The 21,776-nt window shown below is 63.0% G+C and carries 19 protein-coding genes; 9 read left to right on the top strand and 10 right to left on the bottom strand.

Annotation, left to right across the window (positions count from 1 at the left end):
- Nucleotides 1-86: 86 nt before the first annotated feature.
- Nucleotides 87-1,967 carry a M61 family metallopeptidase gene (locus tag GM655_RS04145; protein ID WP_155433328.1) on the top strand — a complete coding sequence of 627 codons (1,881 nt, stop codon included), beginning with the start codon at nucleotides 87-89 and terminating at the stop codon, nucleotides 1,965-1,967.
- 100 nt (nucleotides 1,968-2,067) lie between these two features.
- On the top strand, nucleotides 2,068-2,412 hold the full coding sequence (locus GM655_RS04140; RefSeq protein WP_155434119.1) for a hypothetical protein: 345 nt from the start codon (nucleotides 2,068-2,070) through the stop codon (nucleotides 2,410-2,412).
- 58 nt (nucleotides 2,413-2,470) lie between these two features.
- Here the strand turns inward: GM655_RS04140 and GM655_RS04135 are convergent, their stop codons facing one another.
- The 6 genes from GM655_RS04135 to GM655_RS04110 form a co-directional block, all read right to left on the bottom strand.
- The gene (locus GM655_RS04135) at nucleotides 2,471-3,949 is read right to left on the bottom strand and encodes a Y-family DNA polymerase (RefSeq protein ID WP_155433327.1); all 1,479 of its coding nucleotides are present in this window, start codon (nucleotides 3,947-3,949) and stop codon (nucleotides 2,471-2,473) included.
- Nucleotides 3,879-4,589, bottom strand: a complete 711-nt coding sequence (imuA, locus tag GM655_RS04130) for a translesion DNA synthesis-associated protein ImuA (protein ID WP_155433326.1) — start codon at nucleotides 4,587-4,589, stop codon at nucleotides 3,879-3,881. The genes GM655_RS04135 and imuA overlap by 71 nt, the downstream gene beginning before the upstream one ends.
- A 111-nt stretch (nucleotides 4,590-4,700) precedes the next feature.
- Nucleotides 4,701-6,302 (bottom strand): PepSY-associated TM helix domain-containing protein, encoded by a 1,602-nt coding sequence (locus tag GM655_RS04125; RefSeq protein WP_155433325.1) that lies wholly within the window; start codon nucleotides 6,300-6,302, stop codon nucleotides 4,701-4,703.
- A 13-nt stretch (nucleotides 6,303-6,315) separates the two neighbouring features.
- Nucleotides 6,316-6,606, bottom strand: coding sequence for a hypothetical protein (locus GM655_RS04120; RefSeq protein ID WP_155433324.1), 291 nt, complete (start codon nucleotides 6,604-6,606; stop codon nucleotides 6,316-6,318).
- Entirely contained in the window at nucleotides 6,606-6,881 is a 276-nt protein-coding gene (locus GM655_RS04115; protein ID WP_155433323.1) for a hypothetical protein, read from the bottom strand. The genes GM655_RS04120 and GM655_RS04115 overlap by 1 nt, the downstream gene beginning before the upstream one ends.
- 88 nt (nucleotides 6,882-6,969) lie before the next feature.
- Nucleotides 6,970-9,132 carry a TonB-dependent receptor gene (locus tag GM655_RS04110; RefSeq protein WP_155433322.1) on the bottom strand — a complete coding sequence of 721 codons (2,163 nt, stop codon included), beginning with the start codon at nucleotides 9,130-9,132 and terminating at the stop codon, nucleotides 6,970-6,972.
- 124 nt (nucleotides 9,133-9,256) lie between these two features.
- Between GM655_RS04110 and GM655_RS04105 the strand changes: the two genes are divergently transcribed.
- A complete protein-coding gene (locus GM655_RS04105; RefSeq protein WP_155433321.1) occupies nucleotides 9,257-10,861 on the top strand; it encodes an alpha/beta hydrolase-fold protein in 1,605 nt (534 codons plus the stop codon).
- Here the strand turns inward: GM655_RS04105 and GM655_RS04100 are convergent.
- A complete protein-coding gene (locus GM655_RS04100) occupies nucleotides 10,854-11,183 on the bottom strand; it encodes a type II toxin-antitoxin system RelE/ParE family toxin (RefSeq protein WP_155433320.1) in 330 nt (109 codons plus the stop codon). The two genes, GM655_RS04105 and GM655_RS04100, sit on opposite strands and share 8 nt — an antisense overlap.
- Nucleotides 11,180-11,452 carry a type II toxin-antitoxin system Phd/YefM family antitoxin gene (locus GM655_RS04095; RefSeq protein ID WP_155433319.1) on the bottom strand — a complete coding sequence of 91 codons (273 nt, stop codon included), beginning with the start codon at nucleotides 11,450-11,452 and terminating at the stop codon, nucleotides 11,180-11,182. The genes GM655_RS04100 and GM655_RS04095 overlap by 4 nt, the downstream gene beginning before the upstream one ends.
- Nucleotides 11,453-11,601: 149 nt before the next feature.
- Here GM655_RS04095 and GM655_RS04090 point away from each other — a divergent pair, with 149 nt between their 5' ends.
- Nucleotides 11,602-12,846: a putative Na+/H+ antiporter gene (locus GM655_RS04090; RefSeq protein WP_155433318.1), complete on the top strand. Its 1,245-nt coding sequence runs from the start codon at nucleotides 11,602-11,604 to the stop codon at nucleotides 12,844-12,846.
- Nucleotides 12,847-12,920: 74 nt separating this feature from the next.
- On the opposite strand, the gene hrpA is transcribed toward GM655_RS04090, so the two are convergent.
- A complete protein-coding gene (gene hrpA / locus GM655_RS04085) occupies nucleotides 12,921-17,141 on the bottom strand; it encodes an ATP-dependent RNA helicase HrpA (RefSeq protein ID WP_155433317.1) in 4,221 nt (1,406 codons plus the stop codon).
- 55 nt (nucleotides 17,142-17,196) lie between these two features.
- On the opposite strand from hrpA, the gene argA reads away from it, so the two are divergent.
- Together argA and GM655_RS04075 are read left to right on the top strand one after the other, a co-directional pair.
- On the top strand, nucleotides 17,197-18,507 hold the full coding sequence (argA, locus tag GM655_RS04080; protein ID WP_155433316.1) for an amino-acid N-acetyltransferase: 1,311 nt from the start codon (nucleotides 17,197-17,199) through the stop codon (nucleotides 18,505-18,507).
- A 34-nt stretch (nucleotides 18,508-18,541) separates the two neighbouring features.
- Nucleotides 18,542-18,814, top strand: a complete 273-nt coding sequence (locus GM655_RS04075) for an oxidative damage protection protein (protein WP_155433315.1) — start codon at nucleotides 18,542-18,544, stop codon at nucleotides 18,812-18,814.
- 101 nt (nucleotides 18,815-18,915) lie between these two features.
- On the opposite strand, the gene rpiA is transcribed toward GM655_RS04075, so the two are convergent.
- The gene (rpiA, locus tag GM655_RS04070; protein WP_155433314.1) at nucleotides 18,916-19,593 is read right to left on the bottom strand and encodes a ribose-5-phosphate isomerase RpiA; all 678 of its coding nucleotides are present in this window, start codon (nucleotides 19,591-19,593) and stop codon (nucleotides 18,916-18,918) included.
- 203 nt (nucleotides 19,594-19,796) lie between these two features.
- Between rpiA and GM655_RS04065 the strand changes: the two genes are divergently transcribed.
- From GM655_RS04065 to GM655_RS04055, 3 genes are read left to right on the top strand one after another with little or no spacing between them, the layout of a single operon-like run.
- A complete protein-coding gene (locus GM655_RS04065) occupies nucleotides 19,797-20,168 on the top strand; it encodes a response regulator (RefSeq protein ID WP_155433313.1) in 372 nt (123 codons plus the stop codon).
- A 2-nt stretch (nucleotides 20,169-20,170) separates the two neighbouring features.
- On the top strand, nucleotides 20,171-20,797 hold the full coding sequence (locus tag GM655_RS04060) for a chemotaxis protein CheX (protein ID WP_155433312.1): 627 nt from the start codon (nucleotides 20,171-20,173) through the stop codon (nucleotides 20,795-20,797).
- Between the two features lie 10 nt (nucleotides 20,798-20,807).
- A complete protein-coding gene (locus GM655_RS04055) occupies nucleotides 20,808-21,773 on the top strand; it encodes a sensor domain-containing diguanylate cyclase (protein ID WP_155433311.1) in 966 nt (321 codons plus the stop codon).
- The last annotated feature ends 3 nt before the right edge of the window (nucleotides 21,774-21,776 follow it).

The raw sequence follows: 21,776 nt of genomic DNA, 5'->3' as shown, positions 1-21,776 counted from the left end.
CGGCTCTTGCTGGCTGATACGCTTTGCAACATTTCACTTGTTTCCTACGTGCTACACTCAGTTTTTACGTTTTTTGACCTGAGAACATGTTCCTGCCTCGCGCCATCCTCGCTACCCTGCTCGCCTGCGCCTACCCTGCCCACGCCGACAGTATTTCCGACCAGCCCTATCCGGGCACCATCGTGCTGAAAGTGGACGCCACCAATACGGCCCAGCAGATTTTCCGCGTGCGGGAAAGCATTCCGGCCCAGCCCGGCAAACTGACGCTGCTGTATCCGCAGTGGGTCGTGGGCAATCACGGCCCTAGCGGCACGCTGAGCCAGTTCGCCGGCCTCAAGGTCTATGCCAACGGCAAGCAGATAGACTGGGTGCGCGACACCGTCAACGTGTACGCCTTCCATATCAACGTGCCGCAGGGCGCCAGCAGTGTGGACGTGGAGTTCCAGTACCTGTCGCCGACCGAAGCGGCGCAGGGCCGCACCACCATGACCAACGACATCCTCGGCGTGCAGTGGCAATCCGTGACGCTGTATCCGGCCGGCTACGACAGCCGCAAGATCACCATGCAGGCCAACCTGACCGTGCCGAAAGACTGGCAGTACGGCACGGCGCTGGAAACCGCCCAGCGCAGCGGTGACGAGATCGCCTTCAAGCCGCTCGATCTGGAAGCCATGATGGATTCGCCGCTGTTCGCCGGGCGCTACTTCCGCCGCATCGACCTCGATCCGGGCGCGCGCATCCCCGTGCATCTGAACGTGGTGGCCGACTCGGCCGACCAACTGGAAGCCACGCCCGAGCAGATCGCGCCGCACCGCGCGCTGATCCAGCAAGCGTATAAACTGTTTAACTCGCAGCACTACAAGCACTACGATTTCCTGTTCGCCATCAGCGACGAATTCGGCGGCATCGGCCGCGAGCACCACCAGTCCAGCGAAAACGGCGTCAAGCTCGGCTACTTCACCGACTGGTCCAAGCATGAAGCGCGGCGCGAGCTGCTGCCGCATGAATTCACCCACTCGTGGAACGGAAAATTCCGCCGTCCGGCCGATCAGAACGTACCGAACTTCAACACCCCACTGCAGAACTCGCTGTTGTGGGTGTATGAAGGCCAGACCCAGTACTGGGGCGCCGTGCTGGCGGCCCGTTCCGGCCTGATCAAGACCGAGCATACGCGCGACCTGATCGCTGCCACTGCGGCCCGCTACGACAACGTCAAAGGCCGCGAATGGCGCGCCGTGCAGGACACCACCAATGACCCTATCGTCAATGGCCGTCGTGCGCAGGGTTGGAACAACTGGCAGCGTGCCGAGGACTATTACTCCGAAGGTGAGCTGATCTGGCTGGATGCCGACACCCTGATCCGCGAACTGTCGGGCGACAAGCGCTCGCTCAACGATTTCGCGCGTCGTTTCTTCGGCGTCGATGACGGCGTCAACGTGGCCAAGCACTACACCTTCGACGACGTGGTGCGCGACCTGAATGCTGTGCAGCCATATGACTGGGCGACTTTCCTGCGTAGCCGTTTGGACGGCCATGGCCCGCGCGCCCCGCTCGACGGTTTGGCCCGCGCCGGCTGGAAACTGGTGTACACGGAAAAGCCGACCGACTTCCTGAAAGCGCAGGAAGAGCAGAGCAAATCGGCCAACTTCCAGTACTCGCTGGGCTTCTCGGTGGGCTCGGAAGGCAAGCTGGAAGCCTTCCAGTGGGAAGGTCTGGGCTTCAAGGCTGGCCTGTCCGGTGGTAGCACGCTGGTGGCCGTGAATGGCCGCGCCTACAAGCCGGAAGTGCTGCGCGCCGCCATCACAGCCGCCAAGACCAGCAAAGACCCGATCAGCCTGCTGGTGAAAAAAGGCAATCTGTACCAGACCTATGCCTTCGACTACCACGAGGGTCTCAAGTATCCGCGTCTGGAACGCATCAGCGGTACGCCGGACCGTCTGGAAGCGATTCTGCAACCGTTGAAGTAAGCGCACTGCAAACAGCCAGCGTGGCAGCTACTCTGCCTTGCTGGCTTTGCTTACAGCGGCGCTGGTGCAACGCGGCGCCAATCTGGTGTATGCTGGCGCCATGAACCAAGACACCGACATCCATCTCAGCGGCCCCTTCGAGGCCATCGACGGCAGCGGCCGTACCCACAAAGTCAAAGCCATCCGCATTTTCGATGAAGGCTATGGCGCGATCGACGTCTATGTCGATTTTGCCGGCCCCATCAGCGGTCTGCACAAGGACGCCGGCCTGATCGCCGCCGTGCAGGCGCAATTGCGCAAGCTCGGCTACAACGGCCCCAGCGTATCGGCGGGCGACAGCGTACTGCAGGAAAACCGCCTGCTGGTGCTGGAAGCGCCTGACGCTTTTAACACTTTTGCGACCAGCAAAGGCTGGAAAGACCTGTCCGAAGAATACGGCGACTGATCGCCTGCCGTCCCACCTGTCTGGCTGCTGCCCGCGTAGCAGCCAGCAGCATCGCCACTCAGGCAAAAAAGCCGTGCAGATACCAGCGCGCCTGCGCCGGATCACCGCCGCTGGGCCGTTCGCGGTACAACCAGTAATGGGCGTGATCCGCCCCTTCCGCCATAAAATAATCACGCGTCTGCAAAGACTGCCACCACCCTGCTTCGATGCGTTCGCCCGCTGAAATGATTTTCAGCGGCGAGCCATAGTAAGGCCGGTGCTCGCGCATCAGCAGCGCTATCGGCTGGGCCAGCAGCCATGCCGGGCGTGGCAGGGCCGGCACATCGGGCGGTAGCTGTGCACGGGCATCCGGCGCACGGATTTTCTGCTGCACGCTGACCCACTGGTTGGCATGCTCGGGCCGGTAATCGGCCAGCGGCGCTGCCTGCAGCACGTTCTCCGCACCGAGCCGCGCCGTCAGCACTTCCAGCAACCGCTGCCAGTCCTCCTTGCTGCCCCCCGGTTCGGGAAACAGCGACTCGCTGGGCGGCGCCATGGGCTGCACCTGCGGCGCTTCCAGACACAGGCCGATCACGGGCGCATCGAGTTCCTGCCGCCCCAGCCGCTCCTTCAGTAGCCGCAGCAAGTGGGCATCGCGCCACGTCGGTTCCGCCAGCACAACCTCGATCACGGTGGGCGGCCCTGCCTGCCGGCCCCGCTCATGCTCGAGCAGCAGACGCACGCGTTCAACGGCAAACTGGTGCGCCGTGAGCCAGCCCGTCAGCTGCTGCAGCAAACGCTGCACACCGAACAGCAGGGCCGAGGTCTGCTCCACGCGGTCGAACAGTTCGATGCGGGCACGGAAGCTGGCCGGTGGCTGCAGCCACTGGTACAGCTCGGGGCGCATGCCGGCGGCATCGTCTAGCATATCGAGCAAAGCGCGCCCGCAGCGGCGCTGCAGACCGGGGCGCGGCAACTGGCGCAACTGCCCCAGCGTCAGACAGCCTATGCCCTCCAGCCATGCCAGATAAGGCCGCGCCGGCGGCAGCACACTCACATGCAGGCCATCGATCCGGCCCAGCAAGCTGGCCATTTTCAAGGCCCGCCCGCCGCCGCTGCGCGCCAGCAGCCACGCCCCGCGCGCCGTCGGTGCGCAGCCCAGCGTGGCGCTGAAGCCCAGTGCGCGCAAGCTGCTGCGCACGCGCCGGCATAAGGCCAGCGGACCGCCGAACAGGCGCAGGCTGGCGCCCACATCGAGCAGCAGCGAAGCTTCCTCCACCAGCGCCAGCTGCGGGGTAAATTGCAGCAGCGCCAGCGCCACGGCCTGCTGTGCTTCCAGTTCCAGTTGCGGCGCGCGCTGCTGGAACTGGGCATGGGGCAGCAGCATCAGCGCGCCGCCGCGCCGCATGCCCAGCTGCACACCGGCCTGCTGCGCCAGCGCCGACATGGCCACCACACGCTCCTGCTCCAGCACCACCGTGCACAGGTCAGCTGACCAGCGCGGACAGAAGACTTCGAGTGGCAAGCGCGGCAGGTGTAGAGCGATCCAGAGACGCATGGCGTTGAAACAGAGTAGGTGTCAGAGGTAAAAACAGCGGGGCATCACGTTGCGGCCCGCGTCGCTTGACGAAACCGATCTCGATGCCGCCCGGCGCCGTGTGCAGCGCCAGCCTGAGCGGCGCCGGCGAAGCATCCTGCGCCGCTGCCAGCGGCCTGAGCAGGCAGAACAGCGTATCGCCCGTCTGCGCGGCCAGATGCAGACGGCGCAGGGTTTCGCCGCGCGCATGGTTCTGCCACAGCAGCAGCGCGCCGCAGCAGCCGCTGCGCAGCACCTGCTCGGCCGCCCACAGCGCATCGCTGCTGCGCGCGCCGCTGCGTATCCACACCAGTTGCGACGGCTCCAGCCCCAGCGCCGCCAGTGCCAGCGCCTGCGGCGCATGCGGCGGCTGCAGCAGCACAATGGGGCGCCGCCCGAGCGCCTGCAAAGCGGGCCGCAGCAGGCGTAACTCGCCCATGCCATGCTGTTGCAGCAACAGGTCGATCAGCACGCCTTGCGGCCAGCCGCCACCGGGCAACTGGCTGGACAGGGCAGCAAAGCCCGTGTCGATACAGCGCCCGCTGCTGCGCGCCAGTTGCGACGCCAGCCAGAGCGAGGGATGGACTGTTTCCGGCGCGACAAGTGATGCGGAGCGGCTCATTTGAGAACAATAGCAAAGCGAAAAATACTGTATATGCATACAGTACATTTTCTGCTCAGCTTAGTCAATGCCTATCTGCCCTCCTCCCTTGCCGCCCCGCTCAAGCCAGCGTCAGCGGATCGCCCACACGCTATCGGCCGGGCCATGCAGGGCGCGTCGCGTAGTGGCGCGCGCCATCCAGATCAGGCCCAGTGCTCCCAGCAGCGCCGTGCCATCCACGCCCAGCGCAGCGCTGCTGGTATGGCCCCACAGGCCCAGTGCGGGCCATGCCCAGCCCAGCAGGCTGCTGGCCGGAATCGCCAGCGTTGCCAGCGCCGCCAGCCACAGCAGATGTATCGCCGCACGCGCCGCCCCGCGCCAGCAGGACCAGCCCAGCGCCGCCAGCAGCACCAGGTAATACATCCACGGATACCAGCCATGTGGCAGGCTCAGGCATTTGCTGGCAACGATGATCAGCGAGATGGCCAGCACCGTCCCCACACAGATGCCCACCGTGGCCGCTGCCAGCAGCCGGACATCGCGCCGCTGCGCAGGTACCGCCGTCACAGCATCCGCGCCCTGCGGAGCAGTTTTTTTGCGGCGGCTTTCCACCCACAGCAGATTACCGCTGTAGAACAGCCATGCGCCCGCCAGGCCCAGCAGGAAATACAGCCAGCGCACAGGCAGGCCGCCATAGGTACCGAAATGCAGCGCAAAGAAACTGCCGATCAGGGCATAGGCATTGCTCTGGCGCCCGGGCAGGAAATCGGCACTCAGCACTTTGCCCGTGTAAGGGTCGAGCGCGACAAACCCGCCGCCAAAGCGCGGGGCATGGGCGGCCGGATCATGGCCCCAGACCCGCACAGCCGCGCGCGCACTACTCACCTGCAGATATTGCAGCGAACTGGGCTCAAAATCCGGTGACAATGTTCTTACCCGCGCCAGCAACTGCACGGGCGACAGCATCTGCGCCGGATCACGCACCGGCGCCGTCGTACCGGCAGGCCGTGCTGCGGCTGGCCGCGGCGCATGGATCAGCTTATTCTGGATCACATAAAACCCATCGTGGTAGGCAAACACTATGGCCGTCAGCGCCATCACCAGATGAAACGGCAAGCTGGCGATGCCCACCACATTGTGCGCATCGAGCCACATGCGCTTGAGATTTTTCCCTATGCGCAGGGCAAAGAAATCCTTAACCAGCGATGGCAGCAGCACGATCACGCCCGAGATCAGGGCCAGTGCATACAGCACTGCAACCACGCCCATCACCCAGCGATATTCGTCCTTATCGTCCGGCAAGCCCGCGACCCGGTGCAGGCGATCGATAAAGCTCACCAGCCCGGACGGCGCCACCTGCGTCACCTGCACGCTGCCCGTGCTCTCCAGCGTGGCGACGTAGTGCCGCGCCGTGCCCGCTTCATGCTCGTCCTCGCCGTCCGGCCGCAGCTGCCACGACAGCCCGCCAGGCAGATGTTCGGCCGCGGCCAGATGCAGGCGGAAATCCTTGCCCGCTGCCGGCTGGGCCTGCAAAGTACGCACGATCAGCTCGGGCACGCGTTCCAGCGCCAGCGCCTGGCCATACACGGCCGACGGTGCGCTAGACCAGCGCGCCAGCGCATCCTTGAAGATGGTCAGCGCACCGGCATAGAACGCGATGAACAGGGCCATGCCGGCCAGAATGCCGGTCCAGGTATGAACGGATTTATAGATGCGGAGATAGTCTGATCGCATGATGCTGCCTGAATTAGAAATGACGGCCGAGAATGGGAATGAGGAACACCAGCAGATTTGCTGCGCCCAGCCATAGCCACGCCTGTTTGCCGCTACGGAAGAAAAACACGCCGCCCAGCACGCCTATCCAGACGGGCGCCAGCAGCCACATGGCTAACTGGCTACGGGCCGACTGCGGCAGGCTCGCTGCCAGCCAGACAAACAGCGCGGAACAGCCCAGTGCCAGGGTGAATCCCAGCAGGATGCCGGCCAGCGTTTTGCCTAGCCAGTCGCGCGCAATGGGCGCCGCTTGCGGGCGCGCCATCAGACTGCCCTCCGGCGCAACACCAGCCACGCCCCGCAATAAGGCAGAAGCAGCAATAGCAGCATCAGCACGTGAAGGAAGACGAACAGCGCCGCCGCGAGCTGGAAGCTGTGCAGCAGACCGGCCAGCGCAGCCAGCAACAGGACGCAGGCCAGCGCACGGGCCGGCCGGGCTGCCAGCGGCGTGGCCAGCCAGTGCTGCTTAGGCGAGGCCAGATATAGCAGCACAGTGCCGGCACATTGGGCCAGCAAGCTCAAGAGAAAAGAATAGGACATAGGACACAGGCCACAGGGCAGCAAAGCGAAAGAAAACCGTGCCGCGCGCAAGCGGCACGCGCGGCACGACGGGTGGAGCGGAACCCGCTTAGAAATCGACCGACAGCGAAGTCTGCACGGTACGTCCCAGCGCCAGCGTGGCGCGGGGTTCGGCAAAGCTGCCCGAGTAGTAAGCGCGGTCGAGCAGATTGTTGATGCTCAGCCGCAGCACAGCACGGTGCTGCGCCAGCCGGGTTTCATAGCGGCCGCCCACGTCCAGCTGGCCCCAGCCCGGAATCTGGTAGGTGTTGGCATTGTTCAGATATTGCTTGGAAGTGGCGATCACGCGTGCATTCAGGTGTACGCCTGCCAGCGGCGTATCCCACTCCGTGCCCAGATTGGCTTGCCAGCGCGGCACGCCGAACAACTCATTGCCCTGATTGATGCCGCCGGCAGACTTGGTCAGCTCGCTCTTGGTATAGGACAGCCCGCCCAGCACACTCAGGGACGGCAGAATCTGGCCGAAGGTATTCCACTCGACCCCGCGCACCTGCGATTCGCCGCTGTCGGAAGCCAGCAGCTTGGGGGCCGTGCCGGTGGTAATCAGCTCCGGCTTGGCGATCTCGAAATAATCCGCCGTATGGGTGTAGCGCCCGGCATTCCACTTCACCCCCAGTTCGCGCTGGGCCGTCTTGTAGGGCTTGAAGGTCTGGTCGCTCACATAGCCATTCGCCAACTTCACGCTGGCGCCCTGGCTCAGGCCCTGCACATAGCTGGCATACAGTGCCAGCCCCTCGCCCCAAGGTTTGAATACCACGCCCATGGCCGGCGTCAGCGCGGCCTCGTCGTAATTGGCCGTTACCCCACCGGCAGGGTTATAGCTACGCTGCTGTACCTGCTGCTGGCGCACGCCCACGGTCAGGCGCAAACGGTCCTGCAGCAGCACGAGGTTATCGACCAGCGCCAGACTGGACAGCGTAGCGCTACTGCCTTTCGGCACGTACAGTGCAGGCATGGCCGGCAGCGGCGGTGCCACGGGCTGGTAGATATTGGTCGCCACCATGCCCGTCACATTCGACAGGCTGCCAGATTCCAGCTCCAGCCGGGTGGCCTGCAGCACCAGATCATGGCTGATGCCGGCGGCCGAAACAAACAGTCGTGCTCCCGCTTCGGCCGCATGGCTATCGTCATAGCCACGCTGGGCCACGCCGCGCACCTGGGCATTGCCATTCGATTGAATATTGTGCACATGGGTGCCGTTCACCCAGCCCGAATAATCATGGGTTCGGGCGCCTACGCTGGCAAACAGCGCGAGCTGGCTGTTCACGGCGTATTCGGCACGGGCAATGATGGCCCGGCTAGCCAGCTCACCCGCCGCCGAACTGAGCATATTGATGTTGCCATCCGGTGCGGCCGGCAGGTTGGGGCTGGCAAAGCCAAACATGGCGGCCGAGCCACCGCTGAACTTGTCCTTGCTGTCGTACACATCAAGCGAGGCCGTCAGCGCAGTGCCGCGGTAATCCAGTGCCGTGGAAAAGAAGCGATGCGTCTTGTCCTGACCTTTCAGGGCGGCTTCGCCATCGCTATACGCCCCATTCACGCGCACGCCGAATTCCTTGGCACTGCCGAAGCGACGCCCTGCATCGATGCTGGTCGACAGCTGGTTCTCAGTCTGATAGCCCACGCTAACCCGGGTCAGCGGCGTATCGGCAGCGCGCTTGGGCACCAGATTGATGGTGCCGCCTACGCCGCCGCTAGGCGCCATACCGGCAAACATGGCGCTCGGGCCTTTGAACACTTCCACCCGCTCGGCAAATTCCAGCGAAGCATGGCCCAGCGGTGCCAGCCCGTACAGGCCGTTAATGGCCAGATCGGACGAATGCACATCGAAACCGCGCAAACGGAAATTCTCGTAAGCATGCGAGCCCGAGGTGGTGAAGCGCACCGACGGATCGTTGTTGAGTACATCGGCCACCGTTCTGGCGCCCTGGTCTTCGATCAGCTGGGCCGTATAGCTGGTGATGTTGAACGGAACATCCATCACGTCCTGATTGCCCAGCAGGCCCAACCGCGCACCGCGCGCCACCTGCCCGCCTGCATAGGCGGCCGGCAGATCGCCAGCCCGTTCCAGCGTGGCGGAAACCTGCACGGTCGGCAGCGTAGTTTCGGCGGGGGGAGTCTTGTCCTTATTCTCTTGGGTTTGTGCCACTGCCCAATGCGGCAGGGACAGCATCGCTATCGCCAGGGCGATAGGGGTAATTTGCAGCGCCATATTTTCTCCGAAAGATGAAGGCTGGCTGGCGTCTGCTGGCGAGCGAGTGAATTTACTTTATTATTGTAATGAGAATCATTATCATTTGCAACATTCACCCATTACATTTTTACAAGGAACCCTCATGCCGCGCCGCCTGCCTCTTTCCATCGTCCTGCCCGCTTTGCTGTTTTCCGGCCTGAGCGCCGCCCTCTGCGCCGCTGAACTCCCCGTCTACAGCGGCACGCTGGCGGCCAAATCCAGCCGCGAACATCAGCTCACGCTCCAGCCGGGCGATTATGTGCAAGGCCGCCTAAGCGGTCATGGCATGCGACTGGTGCTGCTGGACAAAAACGGCCAGCGCGTACGCGTCCTCAGTCAGGGCAAGCGCGACACTGAAGAATTCATGTTCGTGGCCGGTGCGGCTGGCCCTTACCGGCTCGACGTCAGAGCACCGCAGGCCGGCGACTACCGGCTGGAACTGCTGCAACAAGTGCCCCGCACGGCACAGACCGCCCCCGCCCAGCTGCCGGACAGCCCGCGGCTAAGGGCACTACTGCAGCAGCCGGCCGGACTGGAAGCCTTCTGGGCCGAACTCCGTCATAGCACCACCCCGCTGGTAGAAAGCACGGGCGTCACGCCGCCGCTGGCCGAACACGAAACACTGGTGACCTTCCTGTGGCGCGGCGCCGAACGGGGCGTGCGCCTGTTTGGCGGACCATCGGCCGACCACGAGGAACTGCAGCATTTGCCCGGCACCGATGTCTGGTACCGCAGCTACCGCCTGCCTGACAGCACCCGGCTGGCCTACCGGCTGGCACCGGATGTTCCCGAACTGAACGCGGCGCCGCACATCCGCCGCCGCGCCATCCTCGCCACGGCCCAGCGCGATCCGCTCAACCCGCATAGCAGCATCGCCGCACCGCTGGACCAATACGATGGCGAGAGCCTGTTCGAATTACCGGCCGCACCAGTCGCCATCTGGAACGCGCCGCGGCCGGGCGTGGCCGCCGGCAGTCTGGAAAGCCTGCGCCTGCCTAGCCAGATACTGGGCAACAGCCGCGAAATCCAGCTGTATCGGCCGGCTGGCTGGCAAGCGAACGACCCGCAGCGTGCCCTGCTGGTGGTGTTCGACGGCGAGCACTATACGCGCGACGTGCCGACACCGGTGATACTGGACAATCTGATCGCCAGCGGCCGCCTGCCACGCACGGCGGCCATCTTCATCCACAACCCCAGCAATGAAACCCGCAGCCAGGAATTACCGCCCAATCCGGCCTTCGCCCGTTTTCTGGCCGAAGAGCTGATGCCCTGGGCGCAGGCACGCGGCCTGTCCGCACCGGCCAGCCGCACCGTAATCGCTGGCGCCAGCTATGGCGGACTGGCCGCCGTCTGGGCCGGCTACAGCCACCCCGAGCTGTTCGGCAAAGTGTATAGCCAGTCCGGCTCCTTCTGGTGGGCGCCGGGCTGGGAACAGGCGCAGCGCTACAGCCGTCCGGCCGAATGGCTGACTGAGCAGATCGCCAGCACGCCGCGCCAGCCCTTGCAGATCCATCTGGAAGCGGGCCTGTTCGAGCTGGGACGGGACAACCAGCCCGGCATCCGCGACACCAGCCGCCATCTGCTGCATGTACTACAGGCCAAAGGCTATGCCGCCAGCTACCGCGAATATGCCGCAGCCCACGGCTACGAACACTGGCGCAACAGCTTTGCCGACGGTCTGCTACAACTACTGGGCCAGGCTATGTGAGGCGCAATAGTCGTCGCGTCAGCAAGCTTTTCATATCACGCCGCACATCGACAATCATATGAACGTAAATCACTTCCTGCCGGACTTCGTAAATGATGCGGTTCATCCCTGCCAGTGCCTGCCGGTATTGCGCAAGGTGCAACTTTTCCAGTTCGTCAGGAATGGTTCCAGCCTGCGGGAAGTGCTGCAACTGGCGTATGGTGTGTTTGATCAGGGCGTAAGAGCTAGCCCATGTGTCGGAAGAAAAATTCTTGAGCAGATAGGCTCTCAGGTCTTTCAGATCTTGCTCAGCCGAAGCGAGGAGAACAACGCGATGCGTCATACCTCATCGGCCTTATCGAGTTCGGCAAACACCTCTTCGGCATCACGGAACTTGCCCTGCTCGATTTCATGATTTCCCATCGCCAGCAGTTTAAGTAGGGCCAGCGTCTCTTCCTGCTCCTCATAGCTCTGGACGTCCATGACCACCAGTTTGGCTTCGCCATTCTGGGTAATCAGTAAAGGCTGACGATGCTCCGTGAGCTCCTTCACAATCTCGGCCGTATGGCTTTTGAGATAGCTGATAGGTTTTACCTGCGTGGAAAATTTCATGCTCAAACCTCGACAACAAAGAGATAAAGACTAATTTCAGTCTTAATTCGGACTAGGATACACCATCCGATCCGGCATTCTTCTGTAGCGTACGCAGCATGTTGTAAGATGACTATCTAGCCATTTAAATCATTGGACAAGGATTAACTTTGCACACTGTACAACTGCTGGGCGCCATCCTGTTTGGTCTGGCACTGCTGCATACCTTTGCCGCCAAATCCATCGAACAGCTGGCCCACCGCCACCCGCGCCACGCGGGCCTGTTCCACCTGCTCGGCGAAGTGGAAGTGGTGTTCGGCTTCTGGGCCATCGTGCTGATCATCAGCATGGCCATCGTCGGCGGTGGCGAGAGCGCCATCGCCTATGCCGAATCGCGCCAGTACACCGAACCGCTGTTCGTGTTCACCGTGATGGTGGTAGCCGCCTCGCGCCCCGTGCTGGCCGTAGTACAGGGCCTGCTGGGTGGTCTGGCGCGGTTGCTGCCGTTGCGCACCGAGCTGGCTCTGGTCTGGTTCGGCATGGCGCTGGTGCCGCTCAGTGGCTCGCTGATTACCGAGCCGGCCGCCATGACGCTCGCCGCGCTGATGCTGGCGCCGCTGGTGTTCCGCGACGATATGCCGGAGCGGCTTAAATATGCGGCACTGGGCGTGCTGTTCGTGAACGTGTCGATAGGCGGCACGCTGACAGCCTACGCCGCCCCACCCGTGCTGATGGTGGCCACTACCTGGCAGTGGGATAGCGCCTTCATGGCCCAACATTTCGGCTGGCGCGCGGCGCTGGCCGTGCTGTTCAACGCCACGGTCATCACGGCCATACTGGCGCGCCATCTGCGCCCGCACACCAATAGCGATAGCGACAGCGCGCCCGTGCCGCTGCTGGTGAGCGCCGTGCATCTGGCCTTTCTGGCGCTGGTGGTGGTGTTCAGCCACCACCCTGTGCTGTTCCTCGGCCTATTCATGCTGTTCCTCGGCTTTACCATCGCCTACCAGCGCTACCAGCAGCCGCTGATCATCAAGGAAGGCCTGCTGGTAGGCTTCTTCCTCGCCGGTCTGGTGGTGCTGGGCGGGATGCAGCAATGGTGGTTGCAGCCTATCGTGGAAAGTCTGGCGCCAACCGCGCTATTCTTCAGCGCCCTGGGGCTGACGGCGATTACGGATAACGCTGCGCTGACCTATCTCGGTTCGCTGATACAGGGCATCAGCGCGCAGTCGCAATACATGCTGGTGGCAGGCGCCGTGGCCGGTGGCGGCCTGACGGTGATCGCCAACGCGCCCAATCCGGCCGGTGCCGCGCTGCTGCGCCACGGCTTCCGCGACGCCTCCATTGGTGCCATCGGCCTGCTGCTGGGCGCACTGGCGCCGACTGCCGTGGCGGTACTGGCCTTCCTGCTCTAAGCTGCCCGTCCACAAAAAAAGGGCGCGACCACGATACCGCGGCCGCGCCCTTTCAGCTTAATCCTGCAGCCGCATCAGCGCTGCATCGATTCCCACACTTTCTGCAAGCGCTTGACCGACACCGGCATAGGCGTACGCAGCTCCTGTGCAAACAGCGAGACACGCAATTCTTCCAGCATCCAGCGGAACTCCACCATCTTCGGATCGGTATTCCGGCCCGCCGATTTGTCGCGTGCAGCGCGCAGGTAAAGCTGCGCTGCCTGCTGCCATTCCGCCATCTGTTTGGCGTCGCGCGATGGATCGCCGCGCATCTTCTCGATTCGCACATTCATCGCCTTCAGGTAGCGCGGGAAGTGCGCCAGCTGGCTGTACTCGTTATCCATCAGGAAGCGCTTGTTCACCAGCCCCTGCAACTGCGCCTGCATATCGCTGGCCACGGCCGCAGGCAGGCCTTGCAGACGCTTGGGCATGCCGTGGAATTCGGTCAGCACCTGCGACAGCAGGCGCGCGATCTCGTTCACCAGCAGCACCAGCCGCGACTTGCCTTCATCCTTGCGCTTGGCGAAGCTGGCGGCATCAAGCGGCAACGGGTCCTGCAGGCAGGCGATGTCCAGCGCCTTCTGGATGATCTGCTCGCGCAGTTCTTCCTGCGTACCCATGCTCATGAACTGCATGCCCATCTGCTGCAGATTGGGGATGCTCTTTTCGATGAACTTGATCTGGTCCTTCATCTGTAAGGCGAACAGACGACGCAGGCCGGCGCGATGGGTACGTGCCGCCACGGTCGGATCATCGAACACTTCCAGATCGCAGTGCGTCCCCTTGTCCACCAGCGCAGGGAAACCGATCAGCGTCAGCTTGCCCTGCACGATTTCCAGCAGTTCCGGCAGCTCGCCGAAAGTCCAGCTAGTCAGCCCATTGAGCGTAATGCCGTTGGCGGTACTCGAGCCGCTAGCGGCATTGCCAGCGCCCGCCGCAGGCTGCGCGTGACCGCTTTTCGCACCTGCAGCACCCGCCGCAGCGCCGGCCTGCGCCGCTGGCTGGGCCGTAGCCGCGCCATACTGCACTGGCGTCTTCGCCGGCACCTTGCCGCCACTGGTGCTGAGCGCACGCATGCTGACGCCCTGCCCGCCATTGGCCTCGGCCATTTTCTGGAAGCTTTCGCGTGCCTGCGTGCCGAATTCGGCCTGCAGCGTCGCCAGATTACGCCCCATATCGAGCTGGCGGCCATGCTCGTCGATCACCTTGAAATTCATGAAGTGGTGCGCGGGCAGCGTCTCGGGTTTGAAGTCGCTGGTCAGCACGGAGATGGTGATCTGGGCGCGGATATCGGCAATGATGGCGTCGATCAGATCACCACGACCAAAGCTGCCCGCTTCCTGCACGCGCTCGCAGAAGCGCGCCGCATAGTCAGGCAGCGGCACGCAATGGCGGCGCAGCTTCTGCGGCAGAGACTTCAGCAGCAGATGCACCTTCTCCTTCAGCATACCGGGCACCAGCCATTCGCAGCGCTCGCGCGGCAACTGGTTCAGCGCATACAGCGGCACCGCCATGGTCACGCCATCACGCACGCTGCCCGGCTCGAAGTGATAGGTCAGCTGCAGTTCCAGCCCCGTCACCGCCATGGTTTTCGGGAACAGGTCAGTGGTCACGCCGGCTGCCTCATGACGCATCAGTTCATCGCGGTTCAGGTACAGCAGCTTGGGATTATCCAGCGTGGCCTGCTTGTGCCACTTTTCGAAACCGGCACCATTGACGATATCGGCCGGCAGCAGCTTGTCGTAGAAGGCCGCAATCAGTTCATCGTCCACCAGCACGTCGAGACGGCGCGACTTGTGTTCGAGGTTCTCGATTTCCTTGACCAGCTTGTGGTTGTGGGCAAAGAACGGCGCACGGGTATCGTAGTCGCCACCCACCAGCGCATCACGGATAAAGATCTCGCGCGCTTCGCTCGGGTTGAACTGGCCGTAGTTGATGCGGCGCTGGCTGTACACCACCAGCCCGTACAGGGTGGCGCGCTCGGATGCGGTCACCTGCGCGGCGCGCTTTTCCCAGCGCGGCTCGCCCCACGATTTTTTCAGCAGATGGCCGCCCACTTTTTCCAGCCACTCGGGCTGGATCTGCGCCACGCAGCGCGCATACAGACGGGTGGTATCTACCAACTCGGCCGCCATCACCCACTTGCCGGGCTTCTTCAGCAGCGAGGAACCGGGCCAGATATTGAACTTGATGCCGCGCGCACCGAGGTAGCCGGCACCCGGTTCATCATCGCTCTTGAAGCCGATATTCCCCAGCAGACCAGTCAGCAGCGCCAGATGCAGGTTTTCGTAAGTAGCCGGTGCTTCGTTGAGGCGCCAGCCCTGCTCTTTCACAATCGTCAGCAACTGGGAATGCACATCGCGCCACTCGCGCAGGCGCAGTTGCGACAGGAAATTCGTGCGGCAGTTGTCCATTAACTGGCGGTTGGTCTTCTTGTGCTCGATGGCATTCTCGAACCACTTCCAGATTTTCAGATAGCTCAAGAATTCCGATTTCTCGTCGGCGAACTTCTTGTGTGCTTCATCGGCCGCCTGCTGGTGTTCCATCGGCCGGTCGCGCGGGTCCTGCACGGACAGCGCGGCAGCAATGATCAGCATTTCATCGAGACAGACGTTGTCCTGCGCCGCCAGTATCATGCGGCCCACGCGCGGATCGAGCGGCAGCTTGGCCAGCTTCTTGCCCAGTGGCGTGATCTGGTTGTACTCGTCCACCGCACCGAGTTCCTGCAGCAGCTGGTAGCCGTCGGCAATCGCGCGTGCCAGCGGCGGCTCGATGAACGGGAAAGTCTCCACATCGGCCAGATGCAGCGTCTTCATGCGCAGAATCACGGAGGCCAGCGAGGAACGCAGAATTTCCGGCTCGGTGAACTTGGGCCGCTGCAGGAACTCCTGCTCGTCGTACAGACGGATACACACGCCATCGGCCACCCGGCCGCAACGGCCGGCGCGCTGGTTGGCCGCCGACTGGGCAATCGGCTCGATCTGCAACTGCTCGACCTTGTTGCGGTAGCTATAGCGCTTGACGCGCGCCAGACCGGCATCGACCACGTAGCGTATGCCGGGCACGGTCAGCGAAGTCTCGGCCACGTTGGTGGCCAGCACGATGCGGCGCGCATTGGTGGTTCTGAACACGCGCTCCTGTTCCTCCGCCGACAGGCGGGCAAACAGCGGCAGTATCTCCACATGGGGCGGGTGATGCTTGCGCAGCGCCTCGGCCACATCGCGGATTTCGCGCTCGCCGGGCAGGAATACCAGCACATCGCCGCTGCCGATACGCGCCACTTCATCCACGCCATCGACCACGGCATCAATCAGATCGCGCTTCTCGCGCGCGGCTGCCGTGCGCTGGCCCTTGCCTTCGGCATTGGCCACGGCCGGATTTGGCACATCGCTGTCGATAGGACGGTAGCGTACCTCCACCTTGTACAGACGGCCCGACACTTCGATCACGGGCGCAGGTTTCTCAGCCGTACCGAAATGGCGCGCAAAACGGTCCGCATCAATGGTCGCCGAGGTGATGATCACCTTCAGATCAGGACGGCGCGGCAGCAACTGCTTCAGGTAGCCGAGCAGGAAGTCGATGTTCAGGCTACGTTCGTGCGCCTCGTCGATGATGATGGTGTCGTAATTCTTCAGCAGCGGGTCGGTCTGGGTTTCGGCCAGCAGTATCCCGTCCGTCATCAGCTTGACGGACGCGCCCTTGGTCAGCGTATCGGCAAAACGTACCTTGAAGCCCACGTGCACGCCCAGCGGCGCACCGAGTTCCTGCGCAATCCGCTTGGCCGTCGATGATGCAGCGATACGACGCGGCTGGGTATGGCCGATCAGGCCCTTCTGGCCACGCCCCAGTTCCAGACAGATCTTCGGTAGCTGGGTGGTCTTGCCGGAGCCCGTTTCACCGCTGACGATGATCACCTGATGGCCTTGCAATGCCTCGGCGATCTCGTGGCGGCGGCCCGAAACGGGCAAGTCCTCGGGGTAGCTAATCTCCGGCAGCGGGTTGCGGAACAGCCGCTCCGCTTCGCGCGCGGCCTGCTCCTCCGGCGTCAGCCTGGGGCGCTGTTCACGCTGCTTGCGCTCGCCCTGCGGCTGGCGTGCGCCGCCCTGCCGGGCGGGCTGCACAACTGGCTGCGCAGCGGCCTGCCCTGCCGACTGCGCAGGCTTGGGGCGGGGTGGCTGATCCGGCTTGCGACCTTGCGGCGAGCGTTGTGCGGGGCGATTCTGCGGGTTTTTAGGCTGATTACGGACGTCTGACATTGTTTTTTACAAAGGTTTTGGCGCGGAAGTCGCGCACCGAATTATAATGCGCCTAATGGAAAACCCTACCCAATTCGTCCACTGGCTGCGCTCCGTCGCGCCCTACATCCACGCCTTCCGTGGCAAGACCTTCGTGGTCGCCTTCCCCGGTGAACTGGTCAGCGCTGGCGCCCTGCAAGTGCTGGCCCACGACCTGTCGCTGCTGCACGCGCTCGACATCAACGTCACCGTGGTCTATGGCTCGCGCCCGCAGGTCGCCGAACAGCTAGCGCTGCGTCAGGTGGAAGGCCGCTTCCACAACGGCGTGCGCATCACCGACCCGGCCGCACTCGAATGCGCCAAGGAAGCTGCCGGCGAACTGCGCCTCGATATCGAAGCCGCGTTCAGCCAGGGCTTGCCGAATACGCCCATGTCGCATGCGGCGATCCGTATCATTTCTGGCAACTTCATCACGGCCCGTCCGCTCGGCGTGATCGATGGCGTCGATTTCGAGCTGACCGGCATCACCCGTAAGGTCGATGCCGAAACCATCCACTCCATCCTCGGTTCGGACGGTCTGGTGCTGCTGTCGCCGCTGGGCTTCTCGCCCACCGGCGAAGCCTTCAACCTGACCATGGAAGACGTGGCCTGCAGCGCGGCGATCGCCCTGCACGCCGACAAGCTGATCTTCATTACCGAAACCCCGATGATGACGGACGCGGGTGGCACGGAAATCCGCGAACTGTCCTCGCATCAGGCCGAAGCCGTGCTGATGGCCGGCTTCCTGCCCGATTCGACGGCGTTCTACCTCAAGCACTGCGTCAAGGCCTGCCACAATGGCGTCGAGCGTTCCCACATCGTGCCGTTCGAGATGGATGGCTCGGCTCTGCTGGAACTGTTCACCCACGATGGCGTGGGCACCATGATTTCGCATGACAATCTGGAATCGCTACGTCAGGCCACCATCGAAGACGTGGGCGGCATCATCAAACTGATCGAACCGCTGGAAGCCGACGGCACGCTGGTGAAACGGGGCCGCGAACTGATAGAACGCGAAATCGACTACTTCTCCGTGATCGACCACGATGGCGTGATCTTCGGCTGCGCGGCGCTGTACCCCTTCCCCGAACAGAAAATGGCCGAAATGGCCTGCCTCACTGTCAATCCGGAAGTGCAGGCGCAGGGCGACGGCGAGCGCATACTCAAGCACATGGAGAACCGCGCGCGTGCCATCGGCATCACCAAGCTGTTCGTGCTGACCACCCGTACGGCCCACTGGTTCCAGAAACGCGGCTTTGTGCCGGCCACCGTGGATGCCCTGCCTAAAGACCGGCAGCGCATGTACAACTGGCAGCGCAAATCCCAGGTTCTGATTAAAACCTTATAATGGCGTTTTACGTTCAGCTTTAGGAGTGTCGCAAATGGCCCGCACCGTGCAATGTATCAAACTTAACAAGGAAGCCGAAGGCATGGACTTCCCGCCTTACCCGGGCGAACTCGGCAAGAAGATTTACGAATCGGTGTCGAAAGAAGCGTGGGCTGCATGGCTCAAGCACCAGACCATGCTGGTCAACGAAAACCGTCTGAATCTGGCCGATCAGCGCGCCCGTAAATATCTGGCGCAGCAGATGGAAAAGCACTTCTTCGGCGATGGCGCCGATGCTGCTGCCGGCTACGTGCCGCCTAGCGCCTAAGCTCACGCTTAGTCTCTGGTTTCAGCGATCGGTGTCCGGCCTTGCGCCGGACCACATGCTACGGGCGGCCTGTGCCGCCCGTCGTCATTTCTGAGCTCTGCTTAGAACTTCAGGGTTTTCACGCCTTCGGCCATGCCCAGCAGGCAGACATTGGCGCCACGGGCAGCGAACAGGCCCACGGCGATCACGCCGACGATCTGGTTGATCTGCGCTTCCAGTGCCACCGGGTCGGTGATCGCCAGACCGGCTACATCCAGAATATTGCCGCCGTTATCCGTCACGAACGCTTCGTCCGTACCGGCTTTCAGGCGCAGCTTGGGCGTGCCGCCCAGTTTGGCCAGTTCGCGCGCCACGGCATTGCGTGCCATCGGCAGCACTTCCACCGGCAGCGGGAATTTGCCCAGTACATCCACCAGCTTGGAGCCGTCGGCGATGCAGACGAACTGGCCGGACACGGAAGCGACGATTTTTTCGCGCGTCAAAGCGGCACCGCCGCCCTTGATCATGGCGCCGGCAGCGTTGATTTCATCGGCGCCGTCGATGTACACCGCGATCGCTGGCACGTCGTTCAGGTCATACACTTCGATGCCATGGCCGCGCAGACGGGCAGCCGTGGCTTCCGACGACGCCACTGCACCTTTGATGCGGTGCTTGATCAGCGCCAGTTCGTCGATGAAGAAGTTGGCGGTGGAGCCGGTGCCCACGCCGATGATTTCGTTGTCTACCACGTAGGCGATGGCGGCACGGGCTACGGCTTGTTTCAGTTCGTCCTGAGTCATAGTCTATCTATTCGAAGAGAAGGGTAAAAAAGGGGATGGGCGCTATTTTAACGGATCAGACCCCGCCTCCCCGAAATAAGCCACCTTGTATTGCGCAAAAGTAACGTGGCGCGCCCGCCGCACCTGCTGTCATATGCTTGCCATTAATGCACGTGAATGTGCGAGAATCAACACTTAGCCACTCGCCCGCCGAGGATAGTGCAATGACGTCTCCCAAGACCATATTGATCGTCGATGACAGCCGGGTTTCGCGCATGATGGCGCGGAATTACATCAGCCTGCTGCATGCCGACTGGACTATCGAAGAAGCCGCCAGCGGCGAGGAAGCCCTGCTCAAGGCGCGCAGCATGACGCCGGACCTGATCCTGATGGATGTCAACATGCCCGGCATGGGCGGCATGGCCGCGGCCGAGCAGCTGCGCCAAGAATGGCCGGCCGTAGCGATCTCGCTGCTGACGGCCAATGTGCAGACGGCCACACGCGAGCGCGCCACGGCGCTGGGGCTGGGTTTTGTAGAAAAGCCCATTACGGAAGCCCGCATCGCCAGCCTGCTGGCTCCCCTGACCGAGGGCTGACCATGTTTGCCCTGTCCGAACTGGAAAACGATGCGCTGATCGAGATCTTCAATATCGGCGTGGGCCAGGCTGCCGCTTCCATGAGTGCCATCGTGGATGAACCGGTGACCATGTCGGTACCGTCGATCAGCTTTGTGGACCGGCGCGAAGCCGCCCGTGTACTCGACAACAAGGACCCGGAAGCGGAGCGCATCTGCGGCGTCAGCCAGCATTTCGAAGGCGCGTTCGACACCCAGGCCATCCTGATGTTCCCCGAAGATAAAAGTCTGGAAATCGTCCGGCTGATGGTAGGCGAAGCCGTGCCGCTCAAAGAGCTGACGGAAATGGAACAGGAGGCCATGTGCGAGATCGGCAACATCATCCTGAATTCCTGCGTAGGCACGCTGGCCAACATCTTCCACCACGAGCTGCATGGCTCGCTGCCGCAATACCATGTAGGCACCAGCGATGAAATCATGATCGCCTCGGGCAGCCAGGCCGATACCGTGGTGCTGATGCTGCATATCGACTTCGTGCTGGAACGCCACCAGATACAAGGCTATGTCGCCTTCGTGCTCGATGTCACGGCGCTACACGACCTGAAGGAGCAGATCAACCGCTACATCGCCCGCGCGATGGGACAGGAATGAGGGGCGCAGCATGCCGAACTCACCACCCGATCACCGCCTGCGCCTGCTGCAAAGCGTGCTGTCCGCCATCAGCATGGGCGCCATCGTGCTCAATCCCGAGCGCCGCATCGTGCTGTGGAATAGCTGGATGCAGCAGTATTCGGGCATCAGCACCGAACAGGCGCTGGGCCAGCCATTTTTAGCCGTCTGCCCCGAGCTGCAGGGCGGACGGGTAGAGATGGCGATCACCCAGGCGCTCAGCAACAACTTCCCGTCCCTGCTGTCGCAAACCCTGAACAAGGCGCCCTTCCCCCTGTATGCCAATGACATGGCAATGGAAAAGCAGGAGCGCATCCAGCAGGCCATCGAAGTGAGCCCGATTGCCGTGGCCGGCGCCGCGCGCCACTGCCTGATCCAGATCAGCGATGTCAGTATCGCCGTCGGGCGCGAGAAGCTGCTGCGCGAGCAGGCGCTGGTGCTGCGCTCGCAGACCTTTGCCGACGGCCTGACCGGCATCGCCAACCGGCGCCACTTCGATGTGGCGATCGACCGCGAACACCGGCGTGCGCGCCGCAGCGGCCAGCCGCTATCGCTGCTGATGATCGATATCGACCATTTCAAGCCGTACAACGACCACTACGGCCACCAGAAAGGCGACCAGTGCCTGATCCGCGTGGCAGCCACCATGGCCGCCATGCTCAAGCGCCCGTGCGATCTGATGGCGCGCTACGGTGGCGAAGAATTCGGCATCATCCTGCCGGACACCGACCTGCCGCAGGCGCAGCGCATGGCCGAGGCCATACGCGCGGCCGTGCAGGAACTGGCCATACCGCATGGGCGGCATAGCAATGCCGAGCATGTCACCGTCAGCATAGGCATCGCCACGCTGGACGTGGATACCCAGCCCGATATCGAAATGCTTATCGGTGCGGCCGACCGCGCGCTGTATCAGGCCAAGCATCAGGGTCGCAACCGCAGCGTCAGCTGCAGCACATAGGAC

Source organism: Pseudoduganella danionis (assembly GCF_009720775.1).
Lineage (GTDB): Bacteria > Pseudomonadota > Gammaproteobacteria > Burkholderiales > Burkholderiaceae_D > Rugamonas > Rugamonas danionis.
Note: the sequence above shows the minus strand (reverse complement) of the source record. Positions and strands in the feature narration are given on the sequence as shown.

Bases quoted from the DNA above. Each gene is read 5' to 3' on its own strand.
- argA (WP_155433316.1), top strand. From the start codon at position 17,197: ATGGAAAACCCTACCCAATTCGTCCACTGGCTGCGCTCCGTCGCGCCC.
- GM655_RS04110 (WP_155433322.1), bottom strand. From the start codon at position 9,132: ATGGCGCTGCAAATTACCCCTATCGCCCTGGCGATAGCGATGCTGTCC.
- GM655_RS04115 (WP_155433323.1), bottom strand. From the start codon at position 6,881: ATGTCCTATTCTTTTCTCTTGAGCTTGCTGGCCCAATGTGCCGGCACT.
- GM655_RS04145 (WP_155433328.1), top strand. From the start codon at position 87: ATGTTCCTGCCTCGCGCCATCCTCGCTACCCTGCTCGCCTGCGCCTAC.
- GM655_RS04105 (WP_155433321.1), top strand. From the start codon at position 9,257: ATGCCGCGCCGCCTGCCTCTTTCCATCGTCCTGCCCGCTTTGCTGTTT.
- GM655_RS04075 (WP_155433315.1), top strand. From the start codon at position 18,542: ATGGCCCGCACCGTGCAATGTATCAAACTTAACAAGGAAGCCGAAGGC.
- GM655_RS04125 (WP_155433325.1), bottom strand. From the start codon at position 6,302: ATGCGATCAGACTATCTCCGCATCTATAAATCCGTTCATACCTGGACC.
- imuA (WP_155433326.1), bottom strand. From the start codon at position 4,589: ATGAGCCGCTCCGCATCACTTGTCGCGCCGGAAACAGTCCATCCCTCG.
- hrpA (WP_155433317.1), bottom strand. From the start codon at position 17,141: ATGTCAGACGTCCGTAATCAGCCTAAAAACCCGCAGAATCGCCCCGCA.
- GM655_RS04055 (WP_155433311.1), top strand. From the start codon at position 20,808: ATGCCGAACTCACCACCCGATCACCGCCTGCGCCTGCTGCAAAGCGTG.
- GM655_RS04065 (WP_155433313.1), top strand. From the start codon at position 19,797: ATGACGTCTCCCAAGACCATATTGATCGTCGATGACAGCCGGGTTTCG.
- GM655_RS04135 (WP_155433327.1), bottom strand. From the start codon at position 3,949: ATGCGTCTCTGGATCGCTCTACACCTGCCGCGCTTGCCACTCGAAGTC.
- GM655_RS04120 (WP_155433324.1), bottom strand. From the start codon at position 6,606: ATGGCGCGCCCGCAAGCGGCGCCCATTGCGCGCGACTGGCTAGGCAAA.
- rpiA (WP_155433314.1), bottom strand. From the start codon at position 19,593: ATGACTCAGGACGAACTGAAACAAGCCGTAGCCCGTGCCGCCATCGCC.
- GM655_RS04060 (WP_155433312.1), top strand. From the start codon at position 20,171: ATGTTTGCCCTGTCCGAACTGGAAAACGATGCGCTGATCGAGATCTTC.
- GM655_RS04100 (WP_155433320.1), bottom strand. From the start codon at position 11,183: ATGACGCATCGCGTTGTTCTCCTCGCTTCGGCTGAGCAAGATCTGAAA.
- GM655_RS04095 (WP_155433319.1), bottom strand. From the start codon at position 11,452: ATGAAATTTTCCACGCAGGTAAAACCTATCAGCTATCTCAAAAGCCAT.
- GM655_RS04140 (WP_155434119.1), top strand. From the start codon at position 2,068: ATGAACCAAGACACCGACATCCATCTCAGCGGCCCCTTCGAGGCCATC.